This is a genomic window from Comamonas testosteroni TK102 (assembly GCF_000739375.1).
In the GTDB taxonomy this organism is placed as follows: domain Bacteria; phylum Pseudomonadota; class Gammaproteobacteria; order Burkholderiales; family Burkholderiaceae_C; genus Comamonas; species Comamonas brasiliensis.
The window spans coordinates 829,140-855,955 of the sequence record NZ_CP006704.1; the positions used below are offsets into that span (position 1 = coordinate 829,140).

General features: G+C 62.8%; 26 protein-coding genes. 21 read left to right on the forward strand and 5 right to left on the reverse strand.

The window, feature by feature from the left end; genetic code table 11:
* Positions 1-76 precede the first annotated feature (76 nt).
* The 3 genes from pcaF to O987_RS03710 are packed head-to-tail and all read right to left on the reverse strand — an operon-like array spanning position 77 to position 2,719.
* The gene (gene pcaF, locus O987_RS03700; protein WP_043370885.1) at positions 77-1,288 is read right to left on the reverse strand and encodes a 3-oxoadipyl-CoA thiolase; all 1,212 of its coding nucleotides are present in this window, start codon (positions 1,286-1,288) and stop codon (positions 77-79) included.
* A 56-nt stretch (positions 1,289-1,344) separates the two neighbouring features.
* Positions 1,345-1,986 (reverse strand): 3-oxoacid CoA-transferase subunit B, encoded by a 642-nt coding sequence (locus tag O987_RS03705; protein ID WP_003058693.1) that lies wholly within the window; start codon positions 1,984-1,986, stop codon positions 1,345-1,347.
* A 31-nt stretch (positions 1,987-2,017) separates the two neighbouring features.
* Positions 2,018-2,719, reverse strand: a complete 702-nt coding sequence (locus O987_RS03710; RefSeq protein WP_003058692.1) for a 3-oxoacid CoA-transferase subunit A — start codon at positions 2,717-2,719, stop codon at positions 2,018-2,020.
* 103 nt (positions 2,720-2,822) lie between these two features.
* Here O987_RS03710 and O987_RS03715 point away from each other — a divergent pair, with 103 nt between their 5' ends.
* The 4 genes from O987_RS03715 (at position 2,823) to O987_RS03730 (ending at position 10,913) form a co-directional block, all read left to right on the forward strand.
* On the forward strand, positions 2,823-3,659 hold the full coding sequence (locus tag O987_RS03715) for an IclR family transcriptional regulator (RefSeq protein ID WP_003058691.1): 837 nt from the start codon (positions 2,823-2,825) through the stop codon (positions 3,657-3,659).
* A 78-nt stretch (positions 3,660-3,737) separates the two neighbouring features.
* Complete coding sequence (locus tag O987_RS03720) at positions 3,738-4,445, forward strand: transposase (protein WP_003058690.1); 708 nt, start codon at positions 3,738-3,740, stop codon at positions 4,443-4,445.
* A 182-nt stretch (positions 4,446-4,627) separates the two neighbouring features.
* Positions 4,628-9,364, forward strand: coding sequence for a glutamate synthase-related protein (locus O987_RS03725; protein WP_043370887.1), 4,737 nt, complete (start codon positions 4,628-4,630; stop codon positions 9,362-9,364).
* A 73-nt stretch (positions 9,365-9,437) separates the two neighbouring features.
* Positions 9,438-10,913 carry a glutamate synthase subunit beta gene (locus tag O987_RS03730; RefSeq protein WP_003058685.1) on the forward strand — a complete coding sequence of 492 codons (1,476 nt, stop codon included), beginning with the start codon at positions 9,438-9,440 and terminating at the stop codon, positions 10,911-10,913.
* A 144-nt stretch (positions 10,914-11,057) separates the two neighbouring features.
* Here O987_RS03730 and O987_RS03735 read toward each other — a convergent pair whose 3' ends face one another.
* A complete protein-coding gene (locus tag O987_RS03735; protein WP_043370888.1) occupies positions 11,058-11,507 on the reverse strand; it encodes a DUF3293 domain-containing protein in 450 nt (149 codons plus the stop codon).
* A gap of 267 nt (positions 11,508-11,774) precedes the next feature.
* Here O987_RS03735 and O987_RS03740 point away from each other — a divergent pair, with 267 nt between their 5' ends.
* The 16 genes from O987_RS03740 (at position 11,775) to O987_RS03815 (ending at position 24,811) form a co-directional block, all read left to right on the forward strand.
* Positions 11,775-12,584: an amino acid ABC transporter substrate-binding protein gene (locus O987_RS03740; RefSeq protein ID WP_003058680.1), complete on the forward strand. Its 810-nt coding sequence runs from the start codon at positions 11,775-11,777 to the stop codon at positions 12,582-12,584.
* Between the two features lie 143 nt (positions 12,585-12,727).
* On the forward strand, positions 12,728-13,381 hold the full coding sequence (locus tag O987_RS03745; protein WP_003058677.1) for an amino acid ABC transporter permease: 654 nt from the start codon (positions 12,728-12,730) through the stop codon (positions 13,379-13,381).
* A complete protein-coding gene (locus tag O987_RS03750; protein WP_291607602.1) occupies positions 13,362-14,138 on the forward strand; it encodes an amino acid ABC transporter ATP-binding protein in 777 nt (258 codons plus the stop codon). Before O987_RS03745 ends, O987_RS03750 begins: the two co-directional genes overlap by 20 nt.
* Positions 14,139-14,359: 221 nt before the next feature.
* Entirely contained in the window at positions 14,360-15,172 is an 813-nt protein-coding gene (locus O987_RS03755; protein WP_043003542.1) for an ABC transporter ATP-binding protein, read from the forward strand.
* Entirely contained in the window at positions 15,169-15,945 is a 777-nt protein-coding gene (gene mlaE, locus O987_RS03760; protein ID WP_003058669.1) for a lipid asymmetry maintenance ABC transporter permease subunit MlaE, read from the forward strand. The genes O987_RS03755 and mlaE overlap by 4 nt, the downstream gene beginning before the upstream one ends.
* Before the next feature lie 29 nt (positions 15,946-15,974).
* Complete coding sequence (gene mlaD / locus O987_RS03765) at positions 15,975-16,484, forward strand: outer membrane lipid asymmetry maintenance protein MlaD (protein WP_003058666.1); 510 nt, start codon at positions 15,975-15,977, stop codon at positions 16,482-16,484.
* Positions 16,481-17,278, forward strand: coding sequence for a VacJ family lipoprotein (locus tag O987_RS03770; RefSeq protein ID WP_080731436.1), 798 nt, complete (start codon positions 16,481-16,483; stop codon positions 17,276-17,278). The genes mlaD and O987_RS03770 overlap by 4 nt, the downstream gene beginning before the upstream one ends.
* 79 nt (positions 17,279-17,357) lie before the next feature.
* Positions 17,358-17,987 carry an MlaC/ttg2D family ABC transporter substrate-binding protein gene (locus O987_RS03775; RefSeq protein ID WP_003058662.1) on the forward strand — a complete coding sequence of 210 codons (630 nt, stop codon included), beginning with the start codon at positions 17,358-17,360 and terminating at the stop codon, positions 17,985-17,987.
* 19 nt (positions 17,988-18,006) lie between these two features.
* Positions 18,007-18,333: an STAS domain-containing protein gene (locus O987_RS03780; RefSeq protein WP_043370890.1), complete on the forward strand. Its 327-nt coding sequence runs from the start codon at positions 18,007-18,009 to the stop codon at positions 18,331-18,333.
* Between the two features lie 74 nt (positions 18,334-18,407).
* The gene (locus tag O987_RS03785) at positions 18,408-19,343 is read left to right on the forward strand and encodes an ABC transporter ATP-binding protein (RefSeq protein WP_029158508.1); all 936 of its coding nucleotides are present in this window, start codon (positions 18,408-18,410) and stop codon (positions 19,341-19,343) included.
* Complete coding sequence (locus O987_RS03790; RefSeq protein ID WP_003058656.1) at positions 19,340-20,095, forward strand: ABC transporter permease; 756 nt, start codon at positions 19,340-19,342, stop codon at positions 20,093-20,095. The genes O987_RS03785 and O987_RS03790 overlap by 4 nt, the downstream gene beginning before the upstream one ends.
* Before the next feature lie 73 nt (positions 20,096-20,168).
* Positions 20,169-20,411, forward strand: coding sequence for a BolA family protein (locus O987_RS03795; RefSeq protein WP_003058653.1), 243 nt, complete (start codon positions 20,169-20,171; stop codon positions 20,409-20,411).
* A gap of 92 nt (positions 20,412-20,503) precedes the next feature.
* On the forward strand, positions 20,504-21,775 hold the full coding sequence (murA, locus tag O987_RS03800; RefSeq protein WP_043370892.1) for a UDP-N-acetylglucosamine 1-carboxyvinyltransferase: 1,272 nt from the start codon (positions 20,504-20,506) through the stop codon (positions 21,773-21,775).
* Positions 21,772-22,434: an ATP phosphoribosyltransferase gene (hisG, locus tag O987_RS03805; RefSeq protein ID WP_003058649.1), complete on the forward strand. Its 663-nt coding sequence runs from the start codon at positions 21,772-21,774 to the stop codon at positions 22,432-22,434. Before murA ends, hisG begins: the two co-directional genes overlap by 4 nt.
* Before the next feature lie 21 nt (positions 22,435-22,455).
* The gene (gene hisD, locus O987_RS03810; protein ID WP_043370893.1) at positions 22,456-23,772 is read left to right on the forward strand and encodes a histidinol dehydrogenase; all 1,317 of its coding nucleotides are present in this window, start codon (positions 22,456-22,458) and stop codon (positions 23,770-23,772) included.
* A gap of 211 nt (positions 23,773-23,983) precedes the next feature.
* Positions 23,984-24,811: a hypothetical protein gene (locus O987_RS03815; protein ID WP_235214241.1), complete on the forward strand. Its 828-nt coding sequence runs from the start codon at positions 23,984-23,986 to the stop codon at positions 24,809-24,811.
* Between the two features lie 53 nt (positions 24,812-24,864).
* On the opposite strand, the gene O987_RS27700 is transcribed toward O987_RS03815, so the two are convergent.
* Entirely contained in the window at positions 24,865-25,191 is a 327-nt protein-coding gene (locus O987_RS27700) for a DUF2917 domain-containing protein (protein WP_158407663.1), read from the reverse strand.
* A gap of 153 nt (positions 25,192-25,344) precedes the next feature.
* On the opposite strand from O987_RS27700, the gene O987_RS03825 reads away from it, so the two are divergent.
* Positions 25,345-26,781, forward strand: a complete 1,437-nt coding sequence (locus O987_RS03825; protein WP_043376064.1) for a PLP-dependent aminotransferase family protein — start codon at positions 25,345-25,347, stop codon at positions 26,779-26,781.
* Positions 26,782-26,816 lie beyond the last annotated feature (35 nt).

Below are 26,816 nucleotides of genomic sequence, written 5' to 3' on the forward strand. Positions count from 1 at the left end.
AGCGGTCGTTGTTTTGGTGTGAGAGGCAGGGGTGCGGCAGCAGGCCGGGCTTGGCCGGTCCCTGTCGCAGTCGGGATCAGACGCGTTCGAGCACCACGGCAATGCCCTGGCCCACGCCGATGCACATGGTGCACAGCGCGTATCGGCCGCCCAGGGTATGGAGCTGGTTCACGGCCGTGGTGGCCAGGCGGGCGCCCGATGCGCCCAGGGGGTGACCCAGAGCGATTGCGCCGCCCCACTGGTTGACGCGGCGGTCGTCATCGGCAATGCCCAGATCGCGCAGCACGGCCAGGCCTTGTGCGGCAAAGGCCTCGTTGAGCTCGATGACATCCATCTGGTCAAGAGTCAGGCCGGTCTGGGCCAGCACCTTGCGCACTGCGGGAGCGGGGCCGAAGCCCATGATGCGTGGCGCGACGCCGGCCACGGCCATGCCGACCACGCGGGCGCGCGGCACCAGACCATACTGGCTGGCCGCTTCCTCGTTGGCCAGCAGCAGGGCGCAGGCACCGTCGTTGACGCCGCTGGCGTTGCCAGCCGTGACCGTGCCATCGGGGCGTACCACGCCCTTGAGCTTGGCCAGTGCCTCTATGGTGGTGGCGCGGGGGTGCTCGTCCTGGCTCACGACGATGGGGTCACCCTTCTTCTGGGCGATGGATACGGGCACGATCTCGCGTGCCAGATGGCCGGCAGCAATCGCGGCCGCTGCCTTTTCCTGGCTGGCCAGGGCCATGCGGTCCTGGGCTTCGCGTTCGATCCTGAAGTCGTCGGCCACGTTTTCGGCAGTCTCGGGCATGGAGTCCACGCCGAACTGGGCTTTCATCAACTTGTTGACGAAGCGCCAGCCGATGGTGGTGTCGTAGACGGCATTGTTGCGGCTGAAGGCGGACTCGGCCTTGGGCATGACGAAGGGCGCGCGGCTCATGCTTTCCACGCCGCCGGCAATCATCAGGCGGGCTTCGCCGGACTTGATGGCACGCGCGGCCGTGCCGACAGCGTCCAGGCCCGAGCCGCACAGGCGGTTGATGGTGGCGCCGGGCACATCGATGGGCAGGCCAGCCAGCAACGCCGACATACGGGCCACGTTGCGGTTGTCCTCGCCTGCCTGGTTGGCACAGCCATAGAGCACATCGGCCACGGCAGTCCAGTCCACATTGGGGTTGCGCTGCATCAGCGCCTTGATGGGCAGGGCGCCCAGATCATCGGTGCGCACGCTCGACAGCGCGCCGCCGTAGCGACCGAAGGGGGTGCGGATGGCGTCGCAGATAAAGGCTTGGTTCTGGTTGCTCATGGCATGTCTCCGTTATGAAAATTGAGCTTCTGGTGCAGGCTGGATGGGCCTGAAGTTCAGGCCGCGATGGGCAGGCCCACGATGCGTTCAAGTTCGGCGTGCTCCAGGCCTTCGACCTTGTCGATCAGTCGCAGCCCCTCGGGTGTGCATGCCAGGGTGCACAGATCGGTATAGATGCGCTTGACGCAGCCCAGGCCGGTCAGCGGGTAGCTGCACTGGGCCACGACCTTGCTCTCTCCCTTTTTGGTGAGCAGATCCATCATCACCCAGGTCTGCTTGGCGCCAATGGCCAGGTCCATGGCTCCGCCCACGGCGGGAATGGCGCCGGGCTCGCCGGTGCTCCAGTTGGCCAGGTCGCCCGTGGCCGAAACCTGGAAGGCTCCGAGCACGCAGATGTCCAGGTGGCCTCCGCGCATCATGGCGAAGCTGTCGGCATGGTGGAAATAGCTGCCGCCGGGCAGCAGGGTCACGGGCTGTTTGCCGGCATTGGTCAGGTCGTAGTCTTCGGAGCCGGCCGCCGGTGCCGGGCCCATGCCCAGAATGCCGTTCTCGCTTTGCAGCACGATTTCGCGTCCTGCGGGGATGTGGTTGGCCACCAGGGTGGGCTGGCCTATGCCCAGATTCACATAGGCACCGTCATGAATGTCCTGGGCCACGCGCAGGGCCAGTTCGTCCTTGCTTCGTTTTTGATAGCTCACGCTTGTATCTCCTTGCTGGACCTTGGCTGGCTCAGGCCGCCTTCTTGAAGCCGCCGGCCTGGGTGGCCACGCGCTCGATCTTCACCACCTGGCTCACATAGATGCCCGGGGTGACCACGGATTCGGGATCAAGCTGACCGAGTTCCACGATGTCATGCACGGTGGCCACGGTGAACTTGGCGGCCGAGGCCATCACGGGGCCGAAGTTGCGCGCCGACATGCGGTAGGTCAGATTGCCCCAGCGGTCGCCTTTTTCTGCCTTGATCAGCGCCACATCGCCATGGATCGGGTACTCCAGCACATAGTGCTTGCCGTTGATCTCGCGCGTTTCCTTGCCTTTGGCGAGTTCGGTGCCATAGGCCGTGGGGCAGAAGAAAGCACCTATGCCTGCGGCGGCAGCGCGCATGCGCTCGGCCAGATTGCCCTGGGCCACCAGTTCGAGCTCGATCTTGCCGCTGCGGTACAGCTCGTCGAAGACCCAGCTGTCCACCTGGCGCGGGAAGCTGCAGATGATCTTGCGTACCTGGCCGGTCTTGAGCAGGGCGGCCAGGCCGGTGTCGCCATTGCCGGCGTTGTTGTTGACCACGGTGAGCTCGCGTGCACCCTGGGCGATCAGGCCGTCGATCAGCTCGCCGGGGATGCCCGAGGTGCCGAAGCCGCCGATGAGCACGGTGGAGCCGTCTTGAATGCCGGACAGGGCCTGAGCGACCGAGTCGGCGATCTTGTTGATCATGGGTGTCTCCAATTTTCTATACAAAGACTTGCGCTATTGGCGCTAAAATGTTCGCATATAGAACATTTGTTCGCTAAAAGAATTGTAGGAAAGGATGAGGAAAATGGAGACTGTAAAAACCACATCAGGGAAAACCCCTGGAGAAGCCGATGCGGCTCCGCTCAAGCCCGGCGACAGCTATGTGCAGTCCTTTGCCCGGGGGCTGGAAGTCATACGTTCGTTCAGTGCGAGGGCGCCGGAGCAGACGCTCAGCGAGGTGGCTGCCGCCACGGGTCTGACACGTGCCGGTGCCAGGCGCATCCTGCTGACGCTGCAGACGCTGGGCTATGTGCGCAGCGACGGAAAGTACTACGCACTCACTCCGCGCATCCTGGATCTGGGCTTTGCCTATCTGAGCTCCACGCCATTGTGGAATCTGGCTGAGCCGGCCATGGAGGCGCTGGTGGACGAGGTCAAGGAGTCATGCTCGGCCGCCGTTCTCGAAGGTCTGGACGTGGTCTATGTGCTGCGCGTGCACACACACAAGATCATGAGTACCAACCTGGGAGTGGGTTCGCGATTGCCTGCTTTCTGGACATCCATGGGCCGGGTGCTGCTGGCAGCGCTGCCCCCCGATGAACTGCGGGCGCTGATGGCCCGGCGCGAGCAGCGCGCCTTCACCCGCCACACGCTGACCGGCGACGACGCGTTGTATGCCGAGATTGCCCGCGTACGCGAGCAGGGCTGGGCCCTGCTCAATCAGGAGCTGGAGGAGGGCCTGATCTCGATTGCCGCTCCCATACGCAATGCGCGCGGCCAGACGGTGGCGGCGCTCAACATCAGTGGTCAGGCCAACCGCACCAGCGAGCAGATGATGCGCGAGCGGCTGCTGCCGCAACTGCTGGCTGCTACGCGCCACATCAGCCAGTTGCTGAGTGCTTCAGGCCGCATGCATCTGTGATGAGGAGGCGTCGGCCCTGGCGCGACGCTTCATAATGACCGAAACGCCTTCCCTGTCGCCCCTGTCCAAGTCCGCTCCATGGCCCGTCTTCCCCGTCTCACGCTGGCAAACATGCCGCACCACATCATCCAGCGTGGCAACAACAGCGGCGAGATCTTCGTGGACGCGCAGGATCGCCTGGTCATGCTGGATCTGATGCGCGAGATGGCGCGGCGCTTCGAGGTCGATGTGCATGCCTATGTGCTCATGCCCAATCACTTCCATCTGCTGCTGACGCCCAGGACGGAGCAGGGCGTGCCCCAGTTCATGCAGGCCGTGGGGCGCAGCTATGTGCGTTACTTCAACAATCGGCACGGGCGTACCGGCACCCTCTGGGAGGGGCGCTACCGCTGCACCGTGCTGCAGGCCGAGCAATGGCTGATGGCCACCATGGTCTCCATGGATCTCAACCCTGTGCGCGACGGGCTGGTGCAGCGTGCGGTGGACTGGCCCTGGTCCAGCTATGCGCACAACGCAGGCCTGCAAAGCGATGCGCTCATCAGCCCGCACGCGCTTTTCTGGGCTCTGGGCAACACGCCCTTTGCCCGGGATGCTGCTTATGTCAGGGCCGTGGAGGCCGGTCTGGATGCCGATACCCAGGCGCAGATCAGCCATGCCGCACTGCGTGGCTGGGCTCTGGGCGAGCCTGATTTCATTGAAGATTTGCAACAAAAAACCGAGAGACGCGTGAAGCGGCAGAAGGCTGGCAGGCCTTCTGCACGCACAGCTTCGGTGCACGAGCACTAGGGAGCTGTTCCAACTCCTTGTTTTTATTGGATGGATTTTTTCGATTTTTATATGTCCCTAATTAAATGCAAATAAAAAAAGTTGGGAATTAATTGGAATCTGACCCCAATTAATACTTATTGCATAACTTCATGTCATGTCGTAATCTTGCGTTCCCCGCGATTGATATAAGAGGATTCCCCATGACGACTGCTGCCGAGATCAAGTATCTCCAGGACCACGGTCTGTACTCCAAGAGCAACGAACACGATGCCTGCGGTCTGGGCTTTGTGGCCCATATCAAGGGTCAGAAGCGCCATGACATCGTGCTGGGGGCACTGAAGATCCTCGAAAACATCGACCATCGCGGTGCCGTGGGCGCAGACCCTCTGATGGGCGACGGCGCCGGTATCCTGATCCAGATTCCCGATCAGCTCTACCGTGAAGAAATGGCCAAGCAGGGCGTGGCTCTGCCTCCTGCTGGCGAATATGGCGTGGGCATGATCTTCCTGCCCAAGGAGCATGCTTCGCGCCTGGCTTGCGAGCAGGAGATGGAGCGCGCCATCAAGGCCGAAGGCCAGGTGCTGCTGGGCTGGCGCGATGTGCCGGTGAACCGCGACATGCCCATGTCGCCCACCGTGCAGGAAAAGGAACCCATCCTGCGCCAGGTCTTCATCGGCCGTGGTGCCGATGTCATCGTGCAGGACGCGCTGGAGCGCAAGCTGTACGTGATCCGCAAGACGGCCTCGGCCGCCATCCAGAACCTGGGCCTCAAGCACAGCAAGGAATACTACGTTCCCAGCATGAGCAGCCGCACCGTGGTCTACAAGGGCCTGCTGCTGGCCGACCAGGTGGGCGTTTACTACCGCGACCTGGCCGACGAGCGTTGCGTCTCGGCCATCGGTCTGGTGCACCAGCGTTTCTCCACCAACACCTTCCCCGAGTGGCCTCTGGCCCACCCCTACCGCTATGTGGCCCACAACGGTGAAATCAACACCGTGCGCGGCAACTACAACTGGATGCTGGCGCGCGAAGGCGTGATGGCCTCTCCCGTGCTGGGCGAAGACCTGCAGAAGCTCTATCCCATCAGCTTTGCCGGCCAGTCCGACACCGCCACCTTCGACAACTGCCTGGAACTGCTGACCATGGCCGGCTACCCCATCAGCCAGGCCGTGATGATGATGATTCCCGAGCCCTGGGAGCAGCACGAAGCCATGGACGAGCGCCGCCGCGCCTTCTATGAATACCACGCGGCGATGATCGAGCCCTGGGACGGCCCCGCCTCCATCGTGTTCACCGATGGCCGCCAGATCGGCGCCACGCTGGACCGCAACGGCCTGCGTCCCTCGCGCTACTGCATCACCGATGACGATATGGTGATCCTGGCTTCCGAAGCCGGCGTGCTGCCCGTGCCCGATAGCAAGATCGTGCGCAAGTGGCGCCTGCAGCCCGGCAAGATGCTGCTGATCGACCTGGAGCAGGGTCGCATGATCGAAGACGAAGAGCTCAAGGCCAACGTCGTCAACACCAAGCCTTACAAGCAGTGGATCGAGAACCTGCGCATCAAGCTCGACGAGGTGGAAATCCCCGCCGACTTCAAGGCACCCGCAGCCAAGACCGAGCTGTCCCTGCTGGACCGCCAGCAAGCCTTCGGCTTCACGCAGGAAGACATCAAGTTCCTGCTGACCCCCATGGCCGAAAAGGGCGAGGAAGGCATTGGTTCCATGGGCAACGACAGCCCGCTGGCCGTGCTGTCCGACAAGAACAAGCCGCTCTACAACTACTTCCGTCAGATGTTCGCCCAGGTGACGAACCCCCCCATCGACCCGATCCGCGAAGCGATCGTGATGTCGCTGGTGTCGTTCGTGGGTCCCAAGCCCAACCTGCTGGACATCAACCAGGTCAACCCGCCCATGCGCCTGGAGCTGCAGCAGCCCGTGCTCGACTTCGAAGGCATGGCCAGGCTGCGTGATATCGAGAAGCGCACCAACGGCAAGTTCAAGAGCTCGACGATCGACATCACCTACCCGCTTTCCTGGGGCAAGCAGGGCGTGGAAGCCAAGCTGGCCTCGCTGTGCGCCCACGCCGTGGACGAGATCAAGGGCGGTGCCAACATCCTGATCATCAGCGACCGCAACATGAGCGCCACGCAAGTGGCCATCCCTGCGCTGCTGGCTCTGTCCGCCATCCACCAGCATCTGGTGCGTGAAGGTCTGCGCACCACCGCCGGTCTGGTGGTGGAAACCGGCACGGCCCGCGAAGTGCATCACTTCGCCGTGCTGGCCGGCTATGGCGCTGAAGCCGTGCATCCCTATCTGGCGATGGAGACCCTGGTCGACATCTTCAGCCGCGAAGCTGCGCCCATCACTGCCGACAAGGCCATCTATCACTATGTGAAGGCCATCGGCAAGGGGCTGTCCAAGATCATGTCCAAGATGGGCGTGTCCACCTATATGTCCTACTGCGGCGCCCAGCTGTTCGAAGCAGTGGGCCTGAACAGCGAGACCGTGGACAAGTACTTCACGGGCACGGCCAGCCGTGTGGAAGGTATCGGCGTCTTCGAGATTGCCGAGGAAACCATCCGCAACCACGAGGCTGCCTTCAGCGACGACCCCGTGCTGGAAACCATGCTGGATGCCGGCGGCGAGTACGCCTGGCGTGCCCGTGGCGAAGAGCATATGTGGACGCCTGACGTGATCGCCAAGCTGCAGCACTCCACACGTGCCAACAACTTCAGCACCTACAAGGAATACGCCCAGCTGATCAACGACCAGACCAAGCGCCACATGACGCTGCGCGGCCTGTTCGAGTTCAAGTTCGATCCCGCCAAGGCGATTCCCGTGGACCAGGTCGAGTCGGCCAAGGAAATCGTGAAGCGCTTTGCCACGGGTGCCATGTCGCTGGGCTCCATCTCCACCGAAGCCCATGCCACGCTGGCTGTGGCCATGAACCGCATCGGCGGCAAGAGCAACACCGGCGAAGGCGGCGAAGATCCCAAGCGCTATCGCAACGAGCTCAAGGGGATCCCCATCAGCAAGGGCGAAACCCTGGCTTCCATCATCGGCAAGGACAAGGTCGAGTCCGATATCGAACTGCAGGCCGGCGACTCGCTGCGCTCCAAGATCAAGCAGGTCGCGTCCGGTCGTTTCGGCGTGACTGCCGAATATCTGGCCTCTTCGGACCAGATCCAGATCAAGATGGCTCAGGGGGCCAAGCCCGGTGAAGGCGGTCAGCTGCCCGGCGGCAAGGTCTCCGACTACATCGGTGCACTGCGTCACTCGGTGCCCGGTGTGGGCCTGATCTCGCCTCCTCCCCACCATGACATCTACTCGATCGAAGACCTGGCACAGCTGATCCACGATCTGAAGAACGTGGCTCCGCACGCCAGCATCAGCACCAAGCTGGTGTCCGAAGTCGGTGTGGGCACGATCGCCGCAGGCGTGACCAAGTGCAAGAGCGACCACCTGGTGATCGCCGGTCACGACGGCGGCACCGGTGCCTCGCCCTGGTCCTCCATCAAGCATGCTGGCGGTCCCTGGGAAATTGGCCTGGCCGAGACCCAGCAGACCCTGGTGCTGAACCGTCTGCGCGGCCGTGTGCGTGTGCAGGCCGACGGCCAGATGAAGACCGGTCGTGATGTGATCATCGGCGCTCTGCTGGGAGCCGACGAGTTCGGCTTTGCCACGGCTCCGCTGGTGGTGGAAGGCTGCATCATGATGCGCAAGTGCCACCTCAACACCTGCCCCGTGGGCGTGGCCACGCAAGACCCTGTGCTGCGTGCCAAGTTCACCGGCAAGCCCGAGCATGTGGTGAACTATTTCTTCTTCATCGCCGAAGAAGTGCGCCAGATCATGGCCCAGCTGGGTATCGCCAAGTTCGACGACCTGATCGGCCGCTCCGACCTGCTCGACACCCGCAAGGGCATTGAGCACTGGAAGGCTCAGGGCCTGGATTTCAGCCGTCTGTTCGCCCAGCCCGAAGTGCCTGCCGACGTGGCCCGCTACCACGTGGAAAGCCAGGATCACCTGCTGGACAAGGCGCTGGACGTCAAGCTCATCGAGCGCTGCAAGCCCGCCATCGAAAACGGCGAGAAGGTGCGCATCATGGAAGTGGCGCGCAACGTCAACCGCTCCGTCGGTGCCATGCTCTCGGGCGCGGTGACCAAGCATCACGCCGAAGGCCTGGCAGACGACACCATCCGTATCCACTTTGAAGGTACGGGCGGCCAGTCCTTCGGTGCCTTCCTGTGCAACGGCATCACGCTGAACCTCAGCGGCGAAGCCAACGACTACACCGGCAAGGGTCTGTCCGGCGGCCGTGTGGTGGTGCATCCCAGCCATGAGTTCCGTGGCTCGACCACCACCAACACCATCGTGGGCAACACCGTGATGTTCGGCGCCACCAGCGGTGAAGCCTTCTTCAGCGGCGTGGCCGGCGAGCGCTTTGCCGTGCGTCTGTCCGGCGCCACGGCGGTGGTCGAAGGCGTGGGTGACCACGGCTGTGAATACATGACCGGCGGTACCGTGGTCGTGCTGGGCAAGACCGGTCGCAACTTCGCGGCCGGCATGAGCGGCGGCGTGGCCTATGTCTACGACGAGGACGGCAAGTTTGCCGAGCGTTGCAACACCGCTTCGGTGAAGCTGGAGAAGGTGCTGCCGCACGACGAGTTTGTCTCGCGTGTCGATCCCGGCATCTGGCACCGCGGCCAGAGCGACGATCAGCAGCTGCGCAATATGGTGGAGGCTCACAGCCGCTGGACGGGTTCCAAGCGTGCCCGTGATCTGCTGGACAACTGGGCCGCAGCGCGTGCCAAGTTTGTCAAGGTGTTCCCGACCGAGTACCAGCGTGCACTCGGCGAGATCTTTGAACGCAAACAGAAGGAAAAGCAAGCTGCGAAAGCGCCAGCAGCTCCTCAAAAAGAAGCAGTAGCCGCCAAGTAAACATGGCTCGAAGCGGTGGCGGCCAGGCGGCCACCGCACTGCAAGCGAACACAGATTTCAAGGATTAAAGATCATGGGAAAGACCACCGGCTTCATGGAATACGAGCGCATCGAAGAGGGCTATGCCCCCGTTGCGGAACGTCTCAAGCACTACAAGGAATTCGTCATCGGCCTGACGACCGATCAGGCCAAGGTGCAGGCTGCACGCTGCATGGACTGCGGCACGCCGTTCTGCAACAACGGCTGCCCGGTCAACAACATCATTCCGGACTTCAACGACCTCGTGTACCAGGGTGACTGGAAGAACGCCATCACCACGCTGCACAGCACCAACAACTTCCCCGAGTTCACGGGCCGCATCTGCCCCGCGCCCTGCGAAGCTGCCTGTGTGGCCAATATCAATGGCGATGCCATCGGCATCAAGTCCATCGAGCACTCCATCATCGACCGTGCCTGGAGCGAAGGCTGGGTCAAGCCCCTGCCGTCCAAGCACAAGACAGGCAAGAAGGTGGCCGTGGTCGGTGCCGGCCCTGCAGGCATGGCAGCGGCCCAGCAGCTGGTGCGCGCCGGCCACGACGTGACCCTGTTCGAGAAGAACGACCGCGTGGGCGGCCTGCTGCGCTACGGCATCCCCGACTTCAAGCTGGACAAGGGCCTGATCGACCGCCGTGTCGAGCAGATGGTGGCCGAAGGCCTGAAGATCCGCACCGGCGTGCTGATCGCCGGCAAGGACGGTCTGGGCAAGGATTCCAAGGTCACCAACTGGGCCAAGGAAACCATCAGCCCCGAGCAGCTCAACGCCGAGTTCGATGCCGTGCTGCTGACCGGCGGCTCCGAGCAGTCGCGTGATCTGCCGGTGCCCGGCCGCGATCTTGAAGGCGTGCACTTCGCGATGGAATTCCTGCCCCAGCAGAACAAGGTCAATGCGGGCGACAAGCTCAAGGGCCAGATCCGTGCCGACGGCAAGCATGTCATCGTCATCGGCGGCGGCGACACCGGCTCCGACTGCGTAGGCACCTCCAACCGCCATGGCGCCAAGAGCGTGACCCAGTTCGAGGTCATGCCCATGCCGCCCGAGCAGGAGAACAAGCCCCTGGTCTGGCCTTACTGGCCGATCAAGCTGCGTACCTCGTCCAGTCACGACGAAGGCGTGGTGCGTGAGTTCGCGATCTCGACCAAGGAATTCGGCGGCGAAAAGGGCAAGGTCAAGAGCCTGACCACCGTCCAGGTCGAGTTCAAGGACGGCAAGCTGAGCGAAGTGCCCGGCACGGAAAAGGTCTGGCCTGCCGATCTGGTGTTGCTGGCCATGGGCTTTGTGAACCCGGTTGCCACCGTGCTCGAAGCCTTTGGCGTCGACAAGGATGCACGCGGCAACGCCAAGGCCAGCACCGACTTCATCGGCGGCTATGCCACCAGCGTGCCCAAGGTGTTCGCAGCCGGCGACATCCGCCGCGGCCAGTCGCTGGTCGTGTGGGCGATTCGCGAAGGCCGCCAGGCCGCGCGTGCCGTGGACGAGTTCCTGATGGGCGCCAGCGAACTGCCTCGCTGATCATTCACAGCGGGTCATCACACAAAAGGCATTCTTCAGAATGCCTTTTGTTTTTGATAGCTGCAAGCGCTTGCCTTAAATGGAATTCAGATAGATTTCAATAGGTTTTTGATTGCTGTAAAGCGCAAGGTGCTATCAAAAAAGTCAGCGCAGCCACAGAAGCCGGGGGCGGGCGTCGGCATCGCTCCACAGCACGGCGTTCTGCTGCCAGTGCCGGCCCCATTGCAGGGCCGTGCCGGCATCCATGCCCCAGATCAGCACGCTGTCTTCCGCGGGCCAATGGCCGAGGGGGTCCTGGCCGCAGCCGTCCAGATACTGCCAGCCCTCGCTGTCCAGTGCCTGGCGCAGGGCGCGCATGCGGCGGGCGTTCTCCGCCGGCTCCAGGATCTGTCCCCAGGGATTGCAGGCCGTGAGATAGCAGGCGGCCTGGATGAGCTGCCGTCCCAGCTGTTGCCCGAGCCAGTCGTTGTGTTCGCCTGCGCGTAGCGTCTGTGCGACAGCGCCCTGGGCGGCATCGACCCGGTAGAGCGCGCTGCGATAGGCCTGCTGCAAGGCGGCGGGGAGCTGGCTGGTGTCGGGTGACGGTGGTGACATGGTGTGGAGTTTGGCAAGCCTGCACATGATGAGGATTTGCGCCGACAAGAATGCAACAACGGCCTGCCCTCTGAGGTAACCGTCGTGCCTGAACCTGTTTTGCGTAAGTCGTGATGGTTTTGCGACCGGCGAGTGACGTTCTGTCCCGTCTGCGCGACAATAGCGGATTCGGCGCTGGCGGCAGCCCGGCTTCGGAGCGGCTGCGGTGGCCCCGGACGGGAGACAAAGCCTGCTGCCTCCGCTTTTTCCACTTCAAATTTTGACGCCATGAAAAAACGTACCCTGCTGGCCTCGGTGGCCCTGACTGCAATTTTGGCTGCCTGCGGCAAGAACGAGCCCGCAAGCAACACCGCTGCAGCTCCTGCGCCCGCTCCTGCGGCGGTTGCTGCCAAGCTGGTGGTGGGCCTGGACGACAACTTCCCGCCCATGGGTTTCCGTGACGAAAAGAACGAGCTGGTCGGTTTCGATATCGACATGGCCCGTGAAGTGGCCAAGCGCGCCAATATCGAAGTGCAGTTCAAGCCCATCGACTGGAATGCCAAGGAAGCCGAGTTGCTGGGCAAGCGCGTGGACGCTCTGTGGAACGGTCTGACCATTCTGGAAGAACGCAAGGAAAAGATCCTGTTCTCCGATCCCTACATGGTGAACAAGCAGATCATCATCGTGAAGGCTGGCTCGCCCATCAAGGGCAAGGCTGACATGGTCGGCAAGGTCGTGGGTGCCCAGGAAGGCTCCAGCGCCGTGACCGCCCTGACCAAGGACAAGGAACTGTCGGACAAGTTCAAGGAAACCAAGCTCTTCGGCGACAACATCGCTGCCATGATGGACCTGGAAGCCGGCCGTCTGGACGTGGTGGTGGTGGATGAGGTGGTGGGTCGCTACTACGTCAACAAGAAGCCCGACAACTACGTGGTGCTGGCCGAGGACTTCGGTACCGAAGACTACGGTGTGGGCTTCCGCAAGGACGACGAAGCCACTCGCAACAAGGTCAACGACGTGCTGACCGAAATGAAGAAGGACGGCAAGGCTGCTGAAATCGCCCAGAAGTGGTTCGGCGCCGACGTCATCAAGCACTAATCCCTTTTTGACGTACTGCACCGGCAATGCCTGGCATTGCCGGTTTTTTTTGCGACGACAATGCGTGCAAACACTTCCTCCTGCGCACGCCCGTGCCTGTGGCGGGCTTTCGATAGCTGCAGCGCCACACTGAAGGCCATTTGATGGACTATGTAATCTCGCTCCTGGGGCCCATGTCGGCTGGTGCCCTTGTCACACTCAAGCTGTTCTTCATCACGCTGGCGCTGTCCATTCCCATGGGCCTGGCGCTGGCGCTGATGCGCATCTCCAGCATCAAGCCGCTGAGCAGCGCCGTGGGCGCCTATATCTGGCTGATGCGCGGCACGCCGCTGATGCTGCAGCTGCTGTTCGTGTACTTCGCGCTGCCCTTTGTGCCCTACATCGGTGTGCGCCTGCCCGACTTTCCTGCTGCCGTGGTGGCGTTTGCGCTGAATTACGCGGCCTACTTCGCGGAGATCTTCCGCGCCGGCATCAAGTCCGTTGACCGCGGCCAGTACGAAGGTGCCAAGGTGCTGGGCATGACTTATGCACAGACCATGCGCCGCATCGTGCTGCCCCAGATGTGGGCCCGCATCCTGCCGCCCGTCAGCAACGAGACCATTACCCTGGTCAAGGACACTTCGCTGATCTATGTGCTGGCACTCAACGATCTGCTGCGCGTGGCGCGCGGCGTGGTGCAGCGCGACTTCAGCTTCACGCCCTTCATCGTGGCTGCGGCCTTCTATCTCATCATGACCCTGGTGCTGACCTGGGGCTTCCAATATCTTGAGAAAAAATATGCCAAGTACGACGCCTGACGTGATGATTTCCGCCCAGGGCATCCACAAGGCCTTTGGCAGCAACGAAGTGCTGCGCGGCGTTTCCCTGGACTTGCTGCGCGGCGAGGTGGTGGCCGTGATCGGCCCGTCCGGCTCGGGCAAGAGCACCTTCCTGCGCTGCCTCAACCACCTGGAGACGATTGACCGAGGCACCATCCGCATCGAAGGTGCGGTGCTGGCGCGCTCCGAGGGCGAGGCCAGGGCGCAGTATGTGAGCGAGGCCGAGATCCGCAAGATCGGCCGCAAGATGGGCATGGTGTTCCAGTCCTTCAATCTGTTTCCCCACCTCACGGTGCTGGAAAACATCATTGAGGCACCCGTCATCGTCAAGGGCATGAAGCGCGAAGACATCATCCCCAAGGCCGAGGCCCTGTTGGCCAAGGTGGGTCTGGCGGCCAAGCGCGATGCCTACCCCAACCACCTCTCCGGCGGTCAGAAGCAGCGCGTGGCAATTGCACGTGCGCTGGCCATGGAGCCGGACATTCTGCTGTTCGACGAGCCCACTTCGGCGCTGGACCCCGAGCTGACCGGCGAGGTGCTGCGCACCATGCGCGAACTGGCCGAGGAGCATATGACCATGCTGGTCGTGACCCACGAGATGGGTTTTGCACGCGAGGTGGCCAACCGCGTCATCTTCATGGACGGCGGCTACATCGTCGAGCAAGGCCCGTCCGAGGCGTTTTTTGCGGCGCCCCAGCATGAGCGCACCAAGGCATTTCTGCAGAATATGTTGTAAATAAGTCGCAGCTGTCGATGCGGTTTCATATCGCAAAAAAGGCAGTTTGCGCATACATCGCAAGCACTGGCAGCTCCTGAAACAGGAGTAAAGGCTCCATGATCCAGGCCAGGGCCTGAAGAAACATTCACGAATGTATGTTTACTTGGGGCTAACCCGAGCTTTTTACCGTGCTTGTCGGCACAATACCAGTTTGCTTTCTCTTGAGCGGCTATTCACGCATGTCACCCAACGCACCCTTTGTGGAACTGCGCAATGTCACCTTTGGCTATGGTGACCGCGTCATCCTGCGCGATCTGTCCCTGCAAGTGCCGCGCGGCAAGGTCACGGCGCTGATGGGTGCATCGGGTGGTGGCAAGACCACGGTGCTTCGTCTGATCGGCGGGCAGAACCACGCCCAGCAGGGCCAGGTGCTGTTTGACGGCCAGGATGTGACCACCATGAATGCGCAGCAGCTCTATGCCGCGCGTCGCCGCATGGGCATGCTGTTTCAGTTCGGTGCGCTGTTCACCGACATGAGCGTGTTCGACAACGTAGCCTTTCCGCTGCGCGAGCACACCGATCTGCCCGAAGAGCTGATTCGCGACATCGTGCTCATGAAGCTGCACGCCGTGGGCCTTCGCGGGGCGCGCGATCTGATGCCGTCCCAGGTCTCGGGCGGCATGGCCCGTCGCGTGGCGCTGGCCCGTGCGATTGCACTGGACCCCGAGCTCATCATGTACGACGAGCCTTTCGCGGGCCTGGACCCTATTTCGCTGGGTACCTCGGCGCAGCTGATCCGCCAGCTCAACGATGCCATGGGCCTGACTTCGATTCTGGTATCCCACGATCTGGAAGAAACCTTCCGCGTGGCCGACCATGTGGTGATTCTGGGGGCCGGCAGCGTTGCCGCCCAGGGCACGCCCGAAGAGGTGCGCGCCAGCAGCGATCCGCTGGTGCAGCAATTCATCCATGCCAGACCCACGGGGCCTGTGCCGTTCCACTATCCCGGAGTCAGTGCCGACGAGGACTTCGGCAGCAGGAGGCGTGCATGAACTTTCTCGCACGCATTGGCCTGGCAGTGCGCTGTCAGCTGGTCAACATGGGGATCGGTGCGCGCCTGCTGTGGCGCCTGCTGGGCTTGATGGGGCCGGCGCTCAGGCGTCCGCGCCTGATCGGCGACCAGATTCATTTTCTGGGCAATTATTCGCTGGCCATCATTGGCGTTTCCGGACTGTTCGTGGGCTTTGTGCTGGGTCTGCAGGGCTATTACATCCTGCAGCGCTATGGCTCGGCCGAGGCGCTGGGCATGATGGTGGCGCTGAGCCTGCTGCGCGAGCTGGGGCCCGTGGTCACGGCCCTGCTGTTTGCGGGCCGTGCCGGCACGGCCCTGACGGCCGAAATCGGCCTGATGAAAGCCGGTGAGCAGCTGTCGGCCATGGAGATGATGGCGGTTGACCCCGTCAAACGCATTCTGGCGCCGCGCTTCTGGGCCGGGCTGATCACCATGCCATTGCTGGCAGCGGTCTTCAGCGCCGTCGGCGTGCTGGGCGGCTGGCTGGTGGGCGTGGTGATGATCGGTGTCGACAGCGGTGCCTTCTGGGGTCAGATGCAGCAGGGCGTGGACTGGTGGAGCGATCTGGGCAATGGCGTGCTCAAGAGCTTTGTCTTCGGCCTGGCTGTGACCTTTGTGGCCCTGCTCCAAGGCTATGCGGCCAAGCCCACGCCTGAAGGGGTTTCCCGGGCCACCACCCGTACCGTGGTCGTGGCTTCGCTAGCGGTTCTGGGCCTGGACTTCCTGCTCACCGCAACCATGTTCAGCATTTGAGGCTGCACAGCAGATAGAGGTAAAAAATCATGCAGCAAAAGAAAAGTGATGTCTGGGTCGGCCTGTTTGTGCTGATCGGTGCTCTGGCCCTGGTGTTCCTGGCCTTGCAGTCGGCCAATCTGTTGAGCCTGAATTTCCAGAAGACCTATGCGATCACGGCGCGTTTTGACAATATCGGCGGGCTCAAGCCCAAGGCCGCGGTCAAGAGCGCCGGCGTGGTTGTGGGCCGTATCGAGTCCATCACCTTCAACGACCAGACCTTTCAGGCCGACGTGGCCATGAGCATGGAAAACCGCTATGCCTTTCCCAAGGACAGCTCGCTGAAAATTCTGACAAGCGGTCTGCTGGGCGATCAGTACATTGGTATCGAAGCGGGTGCCAGCGAAGAAAACCTCAAGGCCGGCGACCGCGTGACAGCCACCCAGTCTGCCGTGGTGCTGGAGAATCTGATCGGTCAGTTCCTCTACAGCAAGGCCGAGCAGGGCGGTGATTCCGGTGCTGGCGCAGCCAACGGAGCCAACGGGGGAGCGAAAGAATGATGACTACAACAAGCCCACAAACGAAACTGGCGTCGAACAAGACTCGGGCGCTCAAGCATGCAGCGCTGACAGCTGGCGTGTGCGCAGCGGCACTGCTGTCCGGCTGTGCAACCACCACAGGCTCCGGAAACCCGGCCGACCCGCTCGAGTCCATGAACCGCAGCATCTATTCCTTCAACGAAGGGGTGGACGAAGCCGTCTTCAAGCCCGTGGCCACGGCCTATCAGAACGTGACGCCGCGCGTGGCGCGCCAGGGCGTGACCAACTTCTTCGACAACCTCGGCGATGCCTGGTCCTTCGTCAACAACGTGCTGCAGGGTCAGGGCCAGGGTGCCTACAACTCCATGGTTCGCTTCAGCGTGAACACGGTGCTGGGCATAGGCGGCCTGTTCGATATTGCCAGCGAGGCAGGCATCGAGCGCCGCAAGCAGGACTTCGGCCAGACGCTGGGCCGCTGGGGCCTGCCGACGGGGCCGTATCTGGTGCTGCCCTTCTGGGGCCCTTCCACGGTGCGTGACTCGGCCGGTCTGGCGGTCGACGCCTTCGGCTATCCCGCCAACACCATGGACGATGTGCGCTGGCGCAACAGCCTGTTCGGCCTGCGCATGGTCAACAACCGGGCCAATCTGCTCAAGGCCGGCGATGTGCTGGACTCCGTTGCGCTCGACAAATACAGCCTGGTGCGCGATGTCTATCTGCGCTCACGCATTGGCGGCGCGGCGTCCGGCGGCGACGGTCGTCTCGAAAACTATGATGACGACAACGCCGGCAAGCTGCCTCCCGAAGGCCAGTGAGCCGGTAGAGCTTGGTTACAAACATGATGCACAGGCTGCGCGAGTGCGGTGACACTTGCGGGCCTAGGAGAAAAACGCAATGAAGATTACTCGTCGCATGTGGGGCATGGCAGCAGGTGCCATGCTCGCCCTGAATCTGGGTTTGCCTGCTCAGGCCGCTGAGGAGGCGCCCGATGCCCTGGTCAAGCGCGTCTCTGCCGATGTGCTGGAGACCATCAAGAAGGATGCCTCGCTGCGCAACGGCGACTCCGGCAAGATCAATGCGCTGGTCAACGAGAAGGTCATGCCCTATGTGGACTTTCGCCGCATGACATCGGCCGCAGTCGGTCCGGCCTGGCGCCAGGCCACGCCCGAGCAGCGTCAGAAGCTGCAGGACGAGTTCAAGGCCCTGTTGATTCGCACCTATGCGGGAGCCCTGTCCCAGGTCGGCGATCAGACCATTACCGTCAGGCCTGTGCGCATGGCTGCCGGTGACACCGATGTGCTGGTTCGCACCCAGGTCAACGGCCGTGGCGATCCCGTGCAGCTGGATTTCCGTCTGGAAAAGCAGGCTACGGGCTGGAAGCTCTACAACTTCAACGTGCTCGGCGTGTGGCTGGTGGAGACCTACCGCAACCAGTTTGCGCAGGAAATCAATGCCAACGGCATCGACGGCCTGATCAAGACCCTGGCCTCGCGCAGCTCCATGCCGGCCACGGCCACCAAGTAAGCAAAGCGCTTCAGACGTCATGGCCCGCTCAGCTAGCAACCCTCTGCAACTGCCCAAGGAACTGACCTATCGTCAGGGGCGCGACTGTCTGCTGCGCCTGCGCCCGCTGGTCACCGGCCATGCGGATGCCCTGGTGGTGGTGGATGCCAGCGCCGTCAAGGTCTTCGACTCGGCGGCCCTGGCCGTGCTGCTGGCCTGCCGGCGCGCTGCGCAGGAGGCGGGCAAGCAGCTCATCGTCGAGGGTCTGCCCAAGGGGTTGCAGTCCATGGCCGCGCTGTATGGCGTGGACGGCTTGCTGATGCCCGCTCCTATGCCCGATGCGGCCGCCACCGCTCAGCAGGGCTAGGCTGACGAATCACTGTGTCCGGCTAAGCCCCGCCAAGGCAGAGGCTGTGGGCAAGCCCTAGAATCATGGGCTCCATGTCCGCAGTCTCATTCCAATCCGTCTCCAAGACCTACCGCACCCCCAAGGGGGATTTCCAGGCCCTCAAATCGGTGAGCCTGGATATCGAGGAAGGTGAATTCTTCGGTCTGCTCGGCCCCAACGGTGCCGGCAAGACCACGATGATCAGCATCCTCGCCGGACTGGCGCAAGCCACGGGCGGGCGCGTGCTGGTGCAGGGCAGCGATGTGCAGGCCGATTACGCCGATGCACGCCGCAAGCTGGGCATCGTGCCGCAGGAGCTGGTGTTCGACCCCTTCTTCAATGTGCGCGAGGCCTTGAAGTTCCAGTCTGGATACTTCGGCGTCAAGAACAACGATGACTGGATAGACGAGCTGCTCGACAGCCTGGGCCTGACGGACAAGGCCCACAACAATATGCGTCAGCTCTCGGGCGGCATGAAGCGCCGCGTGCTGGTGGCCCAGGCCCTGGTGCACAAGCCGCCCATCATCGTGCTGGACGAACCCACGGCCGGCGTGGACGTGGAGCTGCGCCAGACGCTGTGGCATTTCATTGCCAAGCTCAACAAGCAGGGCCATACGGTGCTGCTGACCACTCACTATCTGGAAGAGGCCGAGGCACTGTGCAGCCGCGTGGCCATGCTCAAGCGCGGCGAGATCATCAAGCTCTCGCCCATGAGCGAGCTGCTCAAGTCGGCTTCAAGCAATGTGTTGCAGTTCAAGACCGATAGCGTCCTGCCCAAGGCCGTGGCCGACAGGGCGCGGGTCACCGGTCGAATCGTGCAGATTCCCGCCGCTCATGCCGGCGATGTGGAGCAGCTGCTGGCCGCTTTGCGCGAGGCGGGCGTGACCCCTGAGGATGTGGAGATCCGCCGTGCGGATCTGGAAGATGTGTTCATCCACATCATGAATGAAGGCTCCAGGACACAGGCTCCTGCAGGAGGTGTCCAATGAACGGCTGGCAGACCCTGCTCAAGAAGGAAGTGCTGCGCTTCTGGAAAGTGAGCTTTCAGACCGTCGCCGCACCGGTGCTCACGGCCGTGCTGTATCTGCTGGTTTTCGGCCATGTGCTCGAAGGCCGGGTCATGGTCTATGACCGCATCCCCTACACCGCGTTTCTGATTCCCGGTCTGGTGATGATGAGCATGTTGCAAAACGCGTTTGCCAACAGCTCGTCCAGCCTGGTGCAGAGCAAGATCATGGGCTCGCTGGTATTCGTGCTGCTCACGCCGCTGTCGCATTGGGCCTGGTTCAGCGCCTATGTGGGCGCGGCGATTCTGCGCGGCCTGCTGGTGGGGCTGGGCGTGTTTGTGGTCACCTTGTTCTTTGCGGTGCCCGACTTTGCCGCGCCGCTGTGGATTCTGGTGTTCGGCTTTCTGGGTTGTGCCCTGATGGGCACGCTGGGCCTGATCGCCGGCCTCTGGGCCGAGAAGTTCGACCAGATGGCTGCCTTCCAGAACTTTCTGATCATGCCCCTGACTTTTCTGTCCGGTGTCTTCTATTCCGTGCACTCGCTGCCCGGCTTCTGGCAGGCGGTCAGCCATGTCAACCCGTTCTTCTACATGATCGACGGCTTCCGCTATGGCTTCTTCGGCCAGAGCGATGTCTCGCCCTGGCTCAGCTTTGCCATCGTGGGCGCTGCCTGGCTGGCCGTGAGCGCGCTGGCCGTGCACCTGCTGCGCATCGGCTACAAGATTCGTAACTGATTTTTAGAATTGACGCAGGGCTGCTTGCGAGACAATGACCGGTTTCGCCAGCTTTTGCGCATAAAGGTTCCCCATGACTGCAGACCAACTCAAAGACCTGATCGCCGCCGGCCTGCCCTGCGAGCATATTGCGCTGGAAGGCGATGGCCGACATTGGTTTGCCACCATCGTGTCTGCGCAGTTCGAAGGCCAGCGTCTGCTGGGTCGTCAGCGCCTGGTCTATGCCACGCTGGGCAATCGCATGGCCACCGATGAAGTCCATGCGCTGTCCATGAAGACCTATACCCCGGCAGAATGGACGGCTGCCCAGGCATGAGGCGGCTTGCAAAGCAAGATTGATAGCTGTCAGCGCTTGATACACAAGCGCTGAGTGCATTTTTTACCTATAAACATTCAAGGCTTGAAGCCATGGACAAACTCAAGATCCACGGTGGTCGTCCCCTCAAGGGCGAAGTGATCATTTCCGGCGCCAAAAACGCCGCTCTGCCTGAAATGTGTGCCGCACTGCTCACCGCCGAGCCCGTGCATCTGCACAATGTGCCGCGTCTGCATGATGTGGCCACCATGCGCAAGCTGCTGGCCAACATGGGCGTGCAGACCGAGACCCATGGCGAACGCGGCGGCATGAGCTTTGTGGCTCCCGACAGCCTGACGCCTGAAGCGCCTTACGAGCTGGTCAAGACCATGCGCGCCTCGGTACTGGCCCTGGGCCCGTTGCTGGCCCGCTTCGGCCATGCCAAGGTGTCGCTGCCTGGCGGTTGCGCGATCGGCTCTCGCCCCGTGGATCAGCACATCAAGGGCCTGCAGGCCATGGGTGCCATCATCACCGTGGAAAACGGCTATATGCAGGCCAGCCTGCCCGAGGGCCGCAAGCGTCTGAAGGGCGCACGCATCACCACCGACATGGTGACCGTGACCGGTACCGAGAACTTCCTGATGGCCGCTGCGCTGGCCGAAGGCGAGACGGTGCTGGAAAATGCCGCCATGGAGCCCGAAATCACCGATCTGGCCGAGATGCTGATCAAGATGGGGGCCCGGATCACCGGCCACGGCACCAGCCATATCGTGATTCAGGGCGTGGACAAGCTGCATGGCTGCGAGCACCAGGTGGTGGCCGACCGTATCGAGGCCGGTACCTTCCTCTGTGCCGTGGCGGCCACCAGCGGAGAAGCCTTGCTGCACCACGCACGCGCCGATCATCTGGGCGCCGTGATCGACAAGCTCAAGGATGCGGGCGTGAGCGTGGACTGCGTGGACGGCGGCCTGAAGGTGGCGTCCTCCGGCAAGCTCAAGGCGCAGGGCTTTCGCACCACCGAATATCCGGGCTTTCCCACCGATATGCAGGCCCAGTTCATGGCGCTGAATCTGGTGGCCGAAGGCACCAGCATGGTGACCGAGACCATCTTCGAGAACCGCTTCATGCATGTCAACGAGATGGTGCGCCTGGGCGCGCGCATCACCACCGATGGCCGCGTGGCGACCATCGAAGGCGGCAAGCGCCTGTCCGGCGCCACCGTGATGGCGACCGATCTGCGCGCTTCGGCCAGCCTGGTGATTGCCGGTCTGGTGGCCGAGGGCGAGACCATCGTCGATCGCATCTACCACCTGGATCGTGGCTACGACCGCATGGAAGACAAGCTGCGCGCCCTGGGCGCCGATATCGAGAGAATTTCCGCATGAGCACCGCAACGCCTGTGACCATTGCCCTGTCCAAGGGCCGCATTTTTGAAGAAACCGTACCCCTGCTGGCAGCTGCCGGCATCGAGGTGACCGAGGATGTGGAAAAGTCGCGCAAGCTGATTTTCGACACCAACCGCTCCGATGTGCGCGTGGTGCTGGTGCGTGCTTCGGACGTGCCCGTCTATGTGCAATACGGCGGCGCGGATCTGGGCGTCTCGGGCCTGGATTCGCTGATCGAGCATGGCGGCCAGGGCCTGTACCAGCCGCTGGACCTGCAGATTGCCAAGTGCCGCGTCAGCGTGGCCGTGCGCAACGGCTTCGACTACCAACTGGCCGTCAAGCAGGGCGCGCGTCTGCGCATCGCCACCAAGTACCCCGAGATCGCCCGAAACTTCTTTGCCAAGAAGGGCGTGCACGTGGACATGGTCAAGCTCTACGGCTCCATGGAGCTGGCACCTTTGACCGGCATGGCCGATGCCATCGTCGACCTGGTGTCCACCGGCAACACGCTCAAGGCCAATGATCTGGTCGAGGTCGAGCCCATCATGGACATCAGCTCGCGCCTGGTCGTCAACCAGGCTTCGCTCAAGCTCAAACAGGCTCCGCTGCGTCACATCATCGATGCGTTTGCGCAGGCCGTTGCCGCCAAGAACAACTGATTTTCCCCACTGGTGAATACTATGGAATTCGTAGCTGCCCCCGCCCGTCTGTCAACAGTTGATGCCCAGTTCGAGCATGATTTCGCGCAGCGTCTGCACTGGTCGGCGGACACGGATGCAGCCATCGAGCAGCGGGTCGCCGACATCCTGGCCGATGTCCAGGCCCGCGGCGATGACGCCGTGCTGGAATACACGGCACGCTTTGACGGCCTGCAGGCCGATTCCATGGCGGCGCTGGAGCTGACCAAGCAGGAGCTGAAAGCCGCCTTCGACAGCCTGCCTGCTGCCGAGCGCGAAGCGCTGGAGTCGGCGGCACGCCGTGTGCGCAGCTACCACGAAGCGCAGAAGAAGGCCAATGGCGAGAGCTGGAGCTACCGTGACGAGGACGGCACGCTGCTGGGCCAGAAGGTCACGCCGCTGGATCGCGTGGGCATTTACGTGCCTGGCGGCAAGGCGGCCTATCCGTCGAGCGTGCTGATGAACGCCATTCCCGCCCATGTGGCCGGTGTGCAGGACATCATCATGGTCGTGCCGACGCCCCAGGGTCAGAAGAACCCGCTGGTGCTGGCTGCTGCCTATGTGGCGGGTGTGCACCGCGCCTTCACCGTCGGTGGCGCCCAGGCCGTGGCGGCGCTGGCCTACGGCACGGCCACCGTGCCCAAGGTGGACAAGATCACCGGCCCTGGCAATGCCTATGTGGCTAGCGCCAAGAAGCGCGTGTTCGGCATCGTGGGCATCGACATGATTGCCGGTCCTTCTGAAATCCTGGTGCTAGCCGACGGCACGACCCCACCCGACTGGGTGGCCATGGATCTGTTCAGTCAAGCCGAGCACGACGAGCTGGCCCAGTCCATCTTGCTGTGCCCCGATGCGGCCTATCTCGACGCCGTCCAGGCCGCGATCGACCGCCTGCTGCCCGAGATGCCGCGCAAGGCCATCATCGCCAAGAGCCTGAACGACCGCGGTGCACTGATTCTGACGCGCGACATGGAAGAAGCCTGTGCCATTTCCAACCGCATTGCGCCCGAGCATCTGGAAGTCTCCAGCCGCGACCCGCATCGCTGGGAGCCTCTGCTCAGGCACGCCGGCGCCATCTTCCTGGGCGCATATACGTCGGAGAGCCTGGGCGACTACTGCGCCGGCCCGAATCACGTGCTGCCCACCAGCGGCACGGCACGCTTTTCCTCGCCTCTGGGGGTGTATGACTTCCAGAAGCGCAGCTCCATCATCGAAGTCAGCGAGGCTGGCGCCCAGATCCTGGGCAAGACCGCTGCCGTGCTGGCCTATGGCGAAGGTCTGCAGGGTCACGCCCGTGCAGCCGAAATGCGTCTGAAGTAAATCGGCGAGCGCTTGTCCCTTGAAGCCGTGGCCAGCCCACGGCTTTTTTCATTGCCGGGCAGGTCGGCATGCCCCCCGTTCCGGGGCAAATCATCTCCAGATGTTTCATGGTGCAGGAAAGAGCGGGTTTGCTGTGACACTCGGCGGGCTGCGTGGCAGCGCAGCATTCAATAGCCAATCACAACAAGGGAGCGTGAAGATGAATCAGGCCATGAGTTTCTGGCGCCGAGGCGGCTGGCGGCTGCTGGGCGGACTGCTGCTGGTCGCGGGGCTGGCAGCCTGCGGTGCACCGCCTTCGTCCCAGGTCGCAGAGAGCGCGGCGGCAGCGCCGCGCACGCCCAGGGTCGAGTCCACGCTGGGCACGCAATGGGGGGAAGGGCGGGAGTCCGCCACCAAGGTGGTGCACGCATCGCGCCTGACGCCCGAGCGTCCGCGCGATGTGAGCCAGCTTCGCTATTCGGACGAGCACAGTATTCTGCGTGCGCTCGGCAACTCCGCTGAGCGGCAGACCAATGCGCTGCTGGCCGACGGTGATGTGGAGCTGCAGCTGCTCGACGGAAGCGGGTCGGTGCTGCGCATTTTTTCCGCACGCGGAGCCCGGGACTTCCATGTCGCGGGCCGCCATGGTGAGCGCTATGAGCTGGTCTACACCAACCGCAGCAATCGCTTCTACGAAGTGGTGGCGACGGTGGATGGTCTGGATGTGCTGAGCGGCCAGCCTGGCAGCGTGCACAGCAGCGGCTATCTGCTGCGCCCTGGTGAGCGACTGGTGATCGACGGCTTTCGCAAGAACGACCGCGAGGTGGCGGCATTTCGCTTTGCAGGCAAGGGCCGGGCCTATGCCAACAATACGCCCGCAGGCGATGCGCGCAATGTGGGTGTGATTGGTACGGCGCTGTTTGATGTGCGTCTTGACGAGCGCGACCCGGATCTGCCTCGCCGCTCTACGCCAGGGATGGAACCACGCGATTCCCGGGACCCCGTAGCCTTCCCGGCGGATGGCCGGCAGTATGCGCCGCCGCCGCAGTATCGGCGCTGAGGCCGGTTCTGCGCTGCCGTGGCCCGACACTGTCCGGCCTTTGACATGAGGCCTCAGGCCGCCGCTGCATTGGCCGGCACTGTGGGTGCTGCACCAGCGGCAGGAGACGATGAAGTTCGAACGCGAGCACGGCTCCAGCGCAGGGTTGCGTCCTGTGAGCCTTGTGTGCCGAGATAGAGTCGGGCGGGGCCGTCAAAGCGCAGTAATTCTCCGGCCTGCAGAAAGTAGTCCCTCGGCTGTCCTTCGCAGGTCAGCCAGACAATGCCGCTTTGTGCTTGCAAGCAGAGGCTGAGACCGGCACCCAGATGCATGGTCTGCACCGAGGCGGCGGCTTGCAGGGACAAGGTTTTCCAGGAGGAGGTGGCGAGAGCTGAGTTCATGCCTCCGACTTTGCCGAGCATAGATCTGTACTGCCAGCCACAGCGGCAGTGGATCTGGATGAGTACAGATACCTGGGGCAGGGCATCTGTACTGCTCGTCCTGGCTTTCATCTGTGCTGCATGAGCTTGTCTGTGCCAGTACAGAATCTGCCCATGGATTTTGATGCGTCGACACCGCTATATCTGCAGATTGCCGGGCAACTGAGTCAGGCCATACGACAGGGGGCGCTGGCCCATGGGCAAAAACTGCCTTCGGTGCGCATGCTGGCGCGGCAGTATGGTGTGGCGCAGACCACGGTGGTACAGGCCTATCACTGGCTGGAGGATGCCCGGCAGGTCACGGCGCGGCCGCGTTCGGGCTTTTTTGTGGCGCCGCGCGCCGTCCAACTGCCCGAGCCCAAGATTGCCCGGCCCATGCGTCGTCCACGGGCTGTGTCGCTGGACTGGCTGGGACAGCGCGTGCTGGGGCGGGAGCAGCCTGAAGGCATGGTGTCGTTCAGCAGCGGTACCCCGGGCATCGATCTGCTCAACCCCGACCGGGTACGCCGTGCTTTGACCCGTGCCGTGCAAAAGCACCGCCACCTGCTGTGTACCTATCCAGGCTCGGACGGTCATGAAGAGGCACGCCGTGCACTGGCGCGCTACGCCGTGGGCTTGGGCTGCAGTCTGGACCCGGATCGCATTCTCATTACTGGCGGCTGCATGGACAGTGTGGCCCTGTGTCTGCGTGCCGTGACCGAACCTGGCGATGTGGTGGCACTGGAGTCGCCCACACATTTTTCCTTTCTGGAGGTGCTGCAGGCCTTGCAGCTGAAGGCCCTGGAGATACCCTGCCACCCGCGCCACGGTCTGTCACTGGATGCTCTGCAACTGGCGCTGGAAACCCAGCCTGTCAAGGCCTTGCTGCTGGTGCCCACGCTCAGCAATCCGCTGGGCAGCTGCATGCCCCAGGCTGAACGCAAGAAGCTGGTGCAGCTTGCAGTTCAGCATGAGCTGCCGGTGATCGAGGATGCCATCTATGCCGATCTGGCCGAAGGCGATGCTGCCCGGCGCAGCCTCAAGTCCTATGACGGCACGGGCCAGGTGATGCTGTGCCATTCCTTTTCCAAAACATTGGCGCCGGGCCTGCGCCTGGGGTGGCTGGAGGCCGGGCGCTGGACGGACAAGGTGCGCAAGATCAAGGAAATGCAGGCAGGCGGTCAATCGGCAGTCCTGGAGCTGGCTCTGGCCGACCTGATCTCGCAGGCCGGCCATCATGCCGCCATGCGCCAGTTGCGTGCTGCCATTGCCGCTCGGGTCGAGCAAGCCAGACAAGTGATTGCGCAGAGCTTTCCTGCCGGCACGCGGGTCAGCGATCCTCCGGGCGGGTTGCTGCTGTGGCTGGAGCTGCCGGCGCCACTGGATGCCATGGCTCTGCATCAAGCCTGTCTGTCCCGGCAGATCCTGATCGCGCCCGGAATGTTGTTTGGTGCTGCCGGTCGCTTCCGGCACGGAGTCCGTGTGGGTCTGGGAGGCGACTGGACGGCGCAACATCTGCAGGCCTTGCGTCAGGTGGGAGCCATCGCCTGCTCCATGCTGGCTTCGGTGTGATTTCTGGGTACACGAATTTCGTGTTGCACGAAATT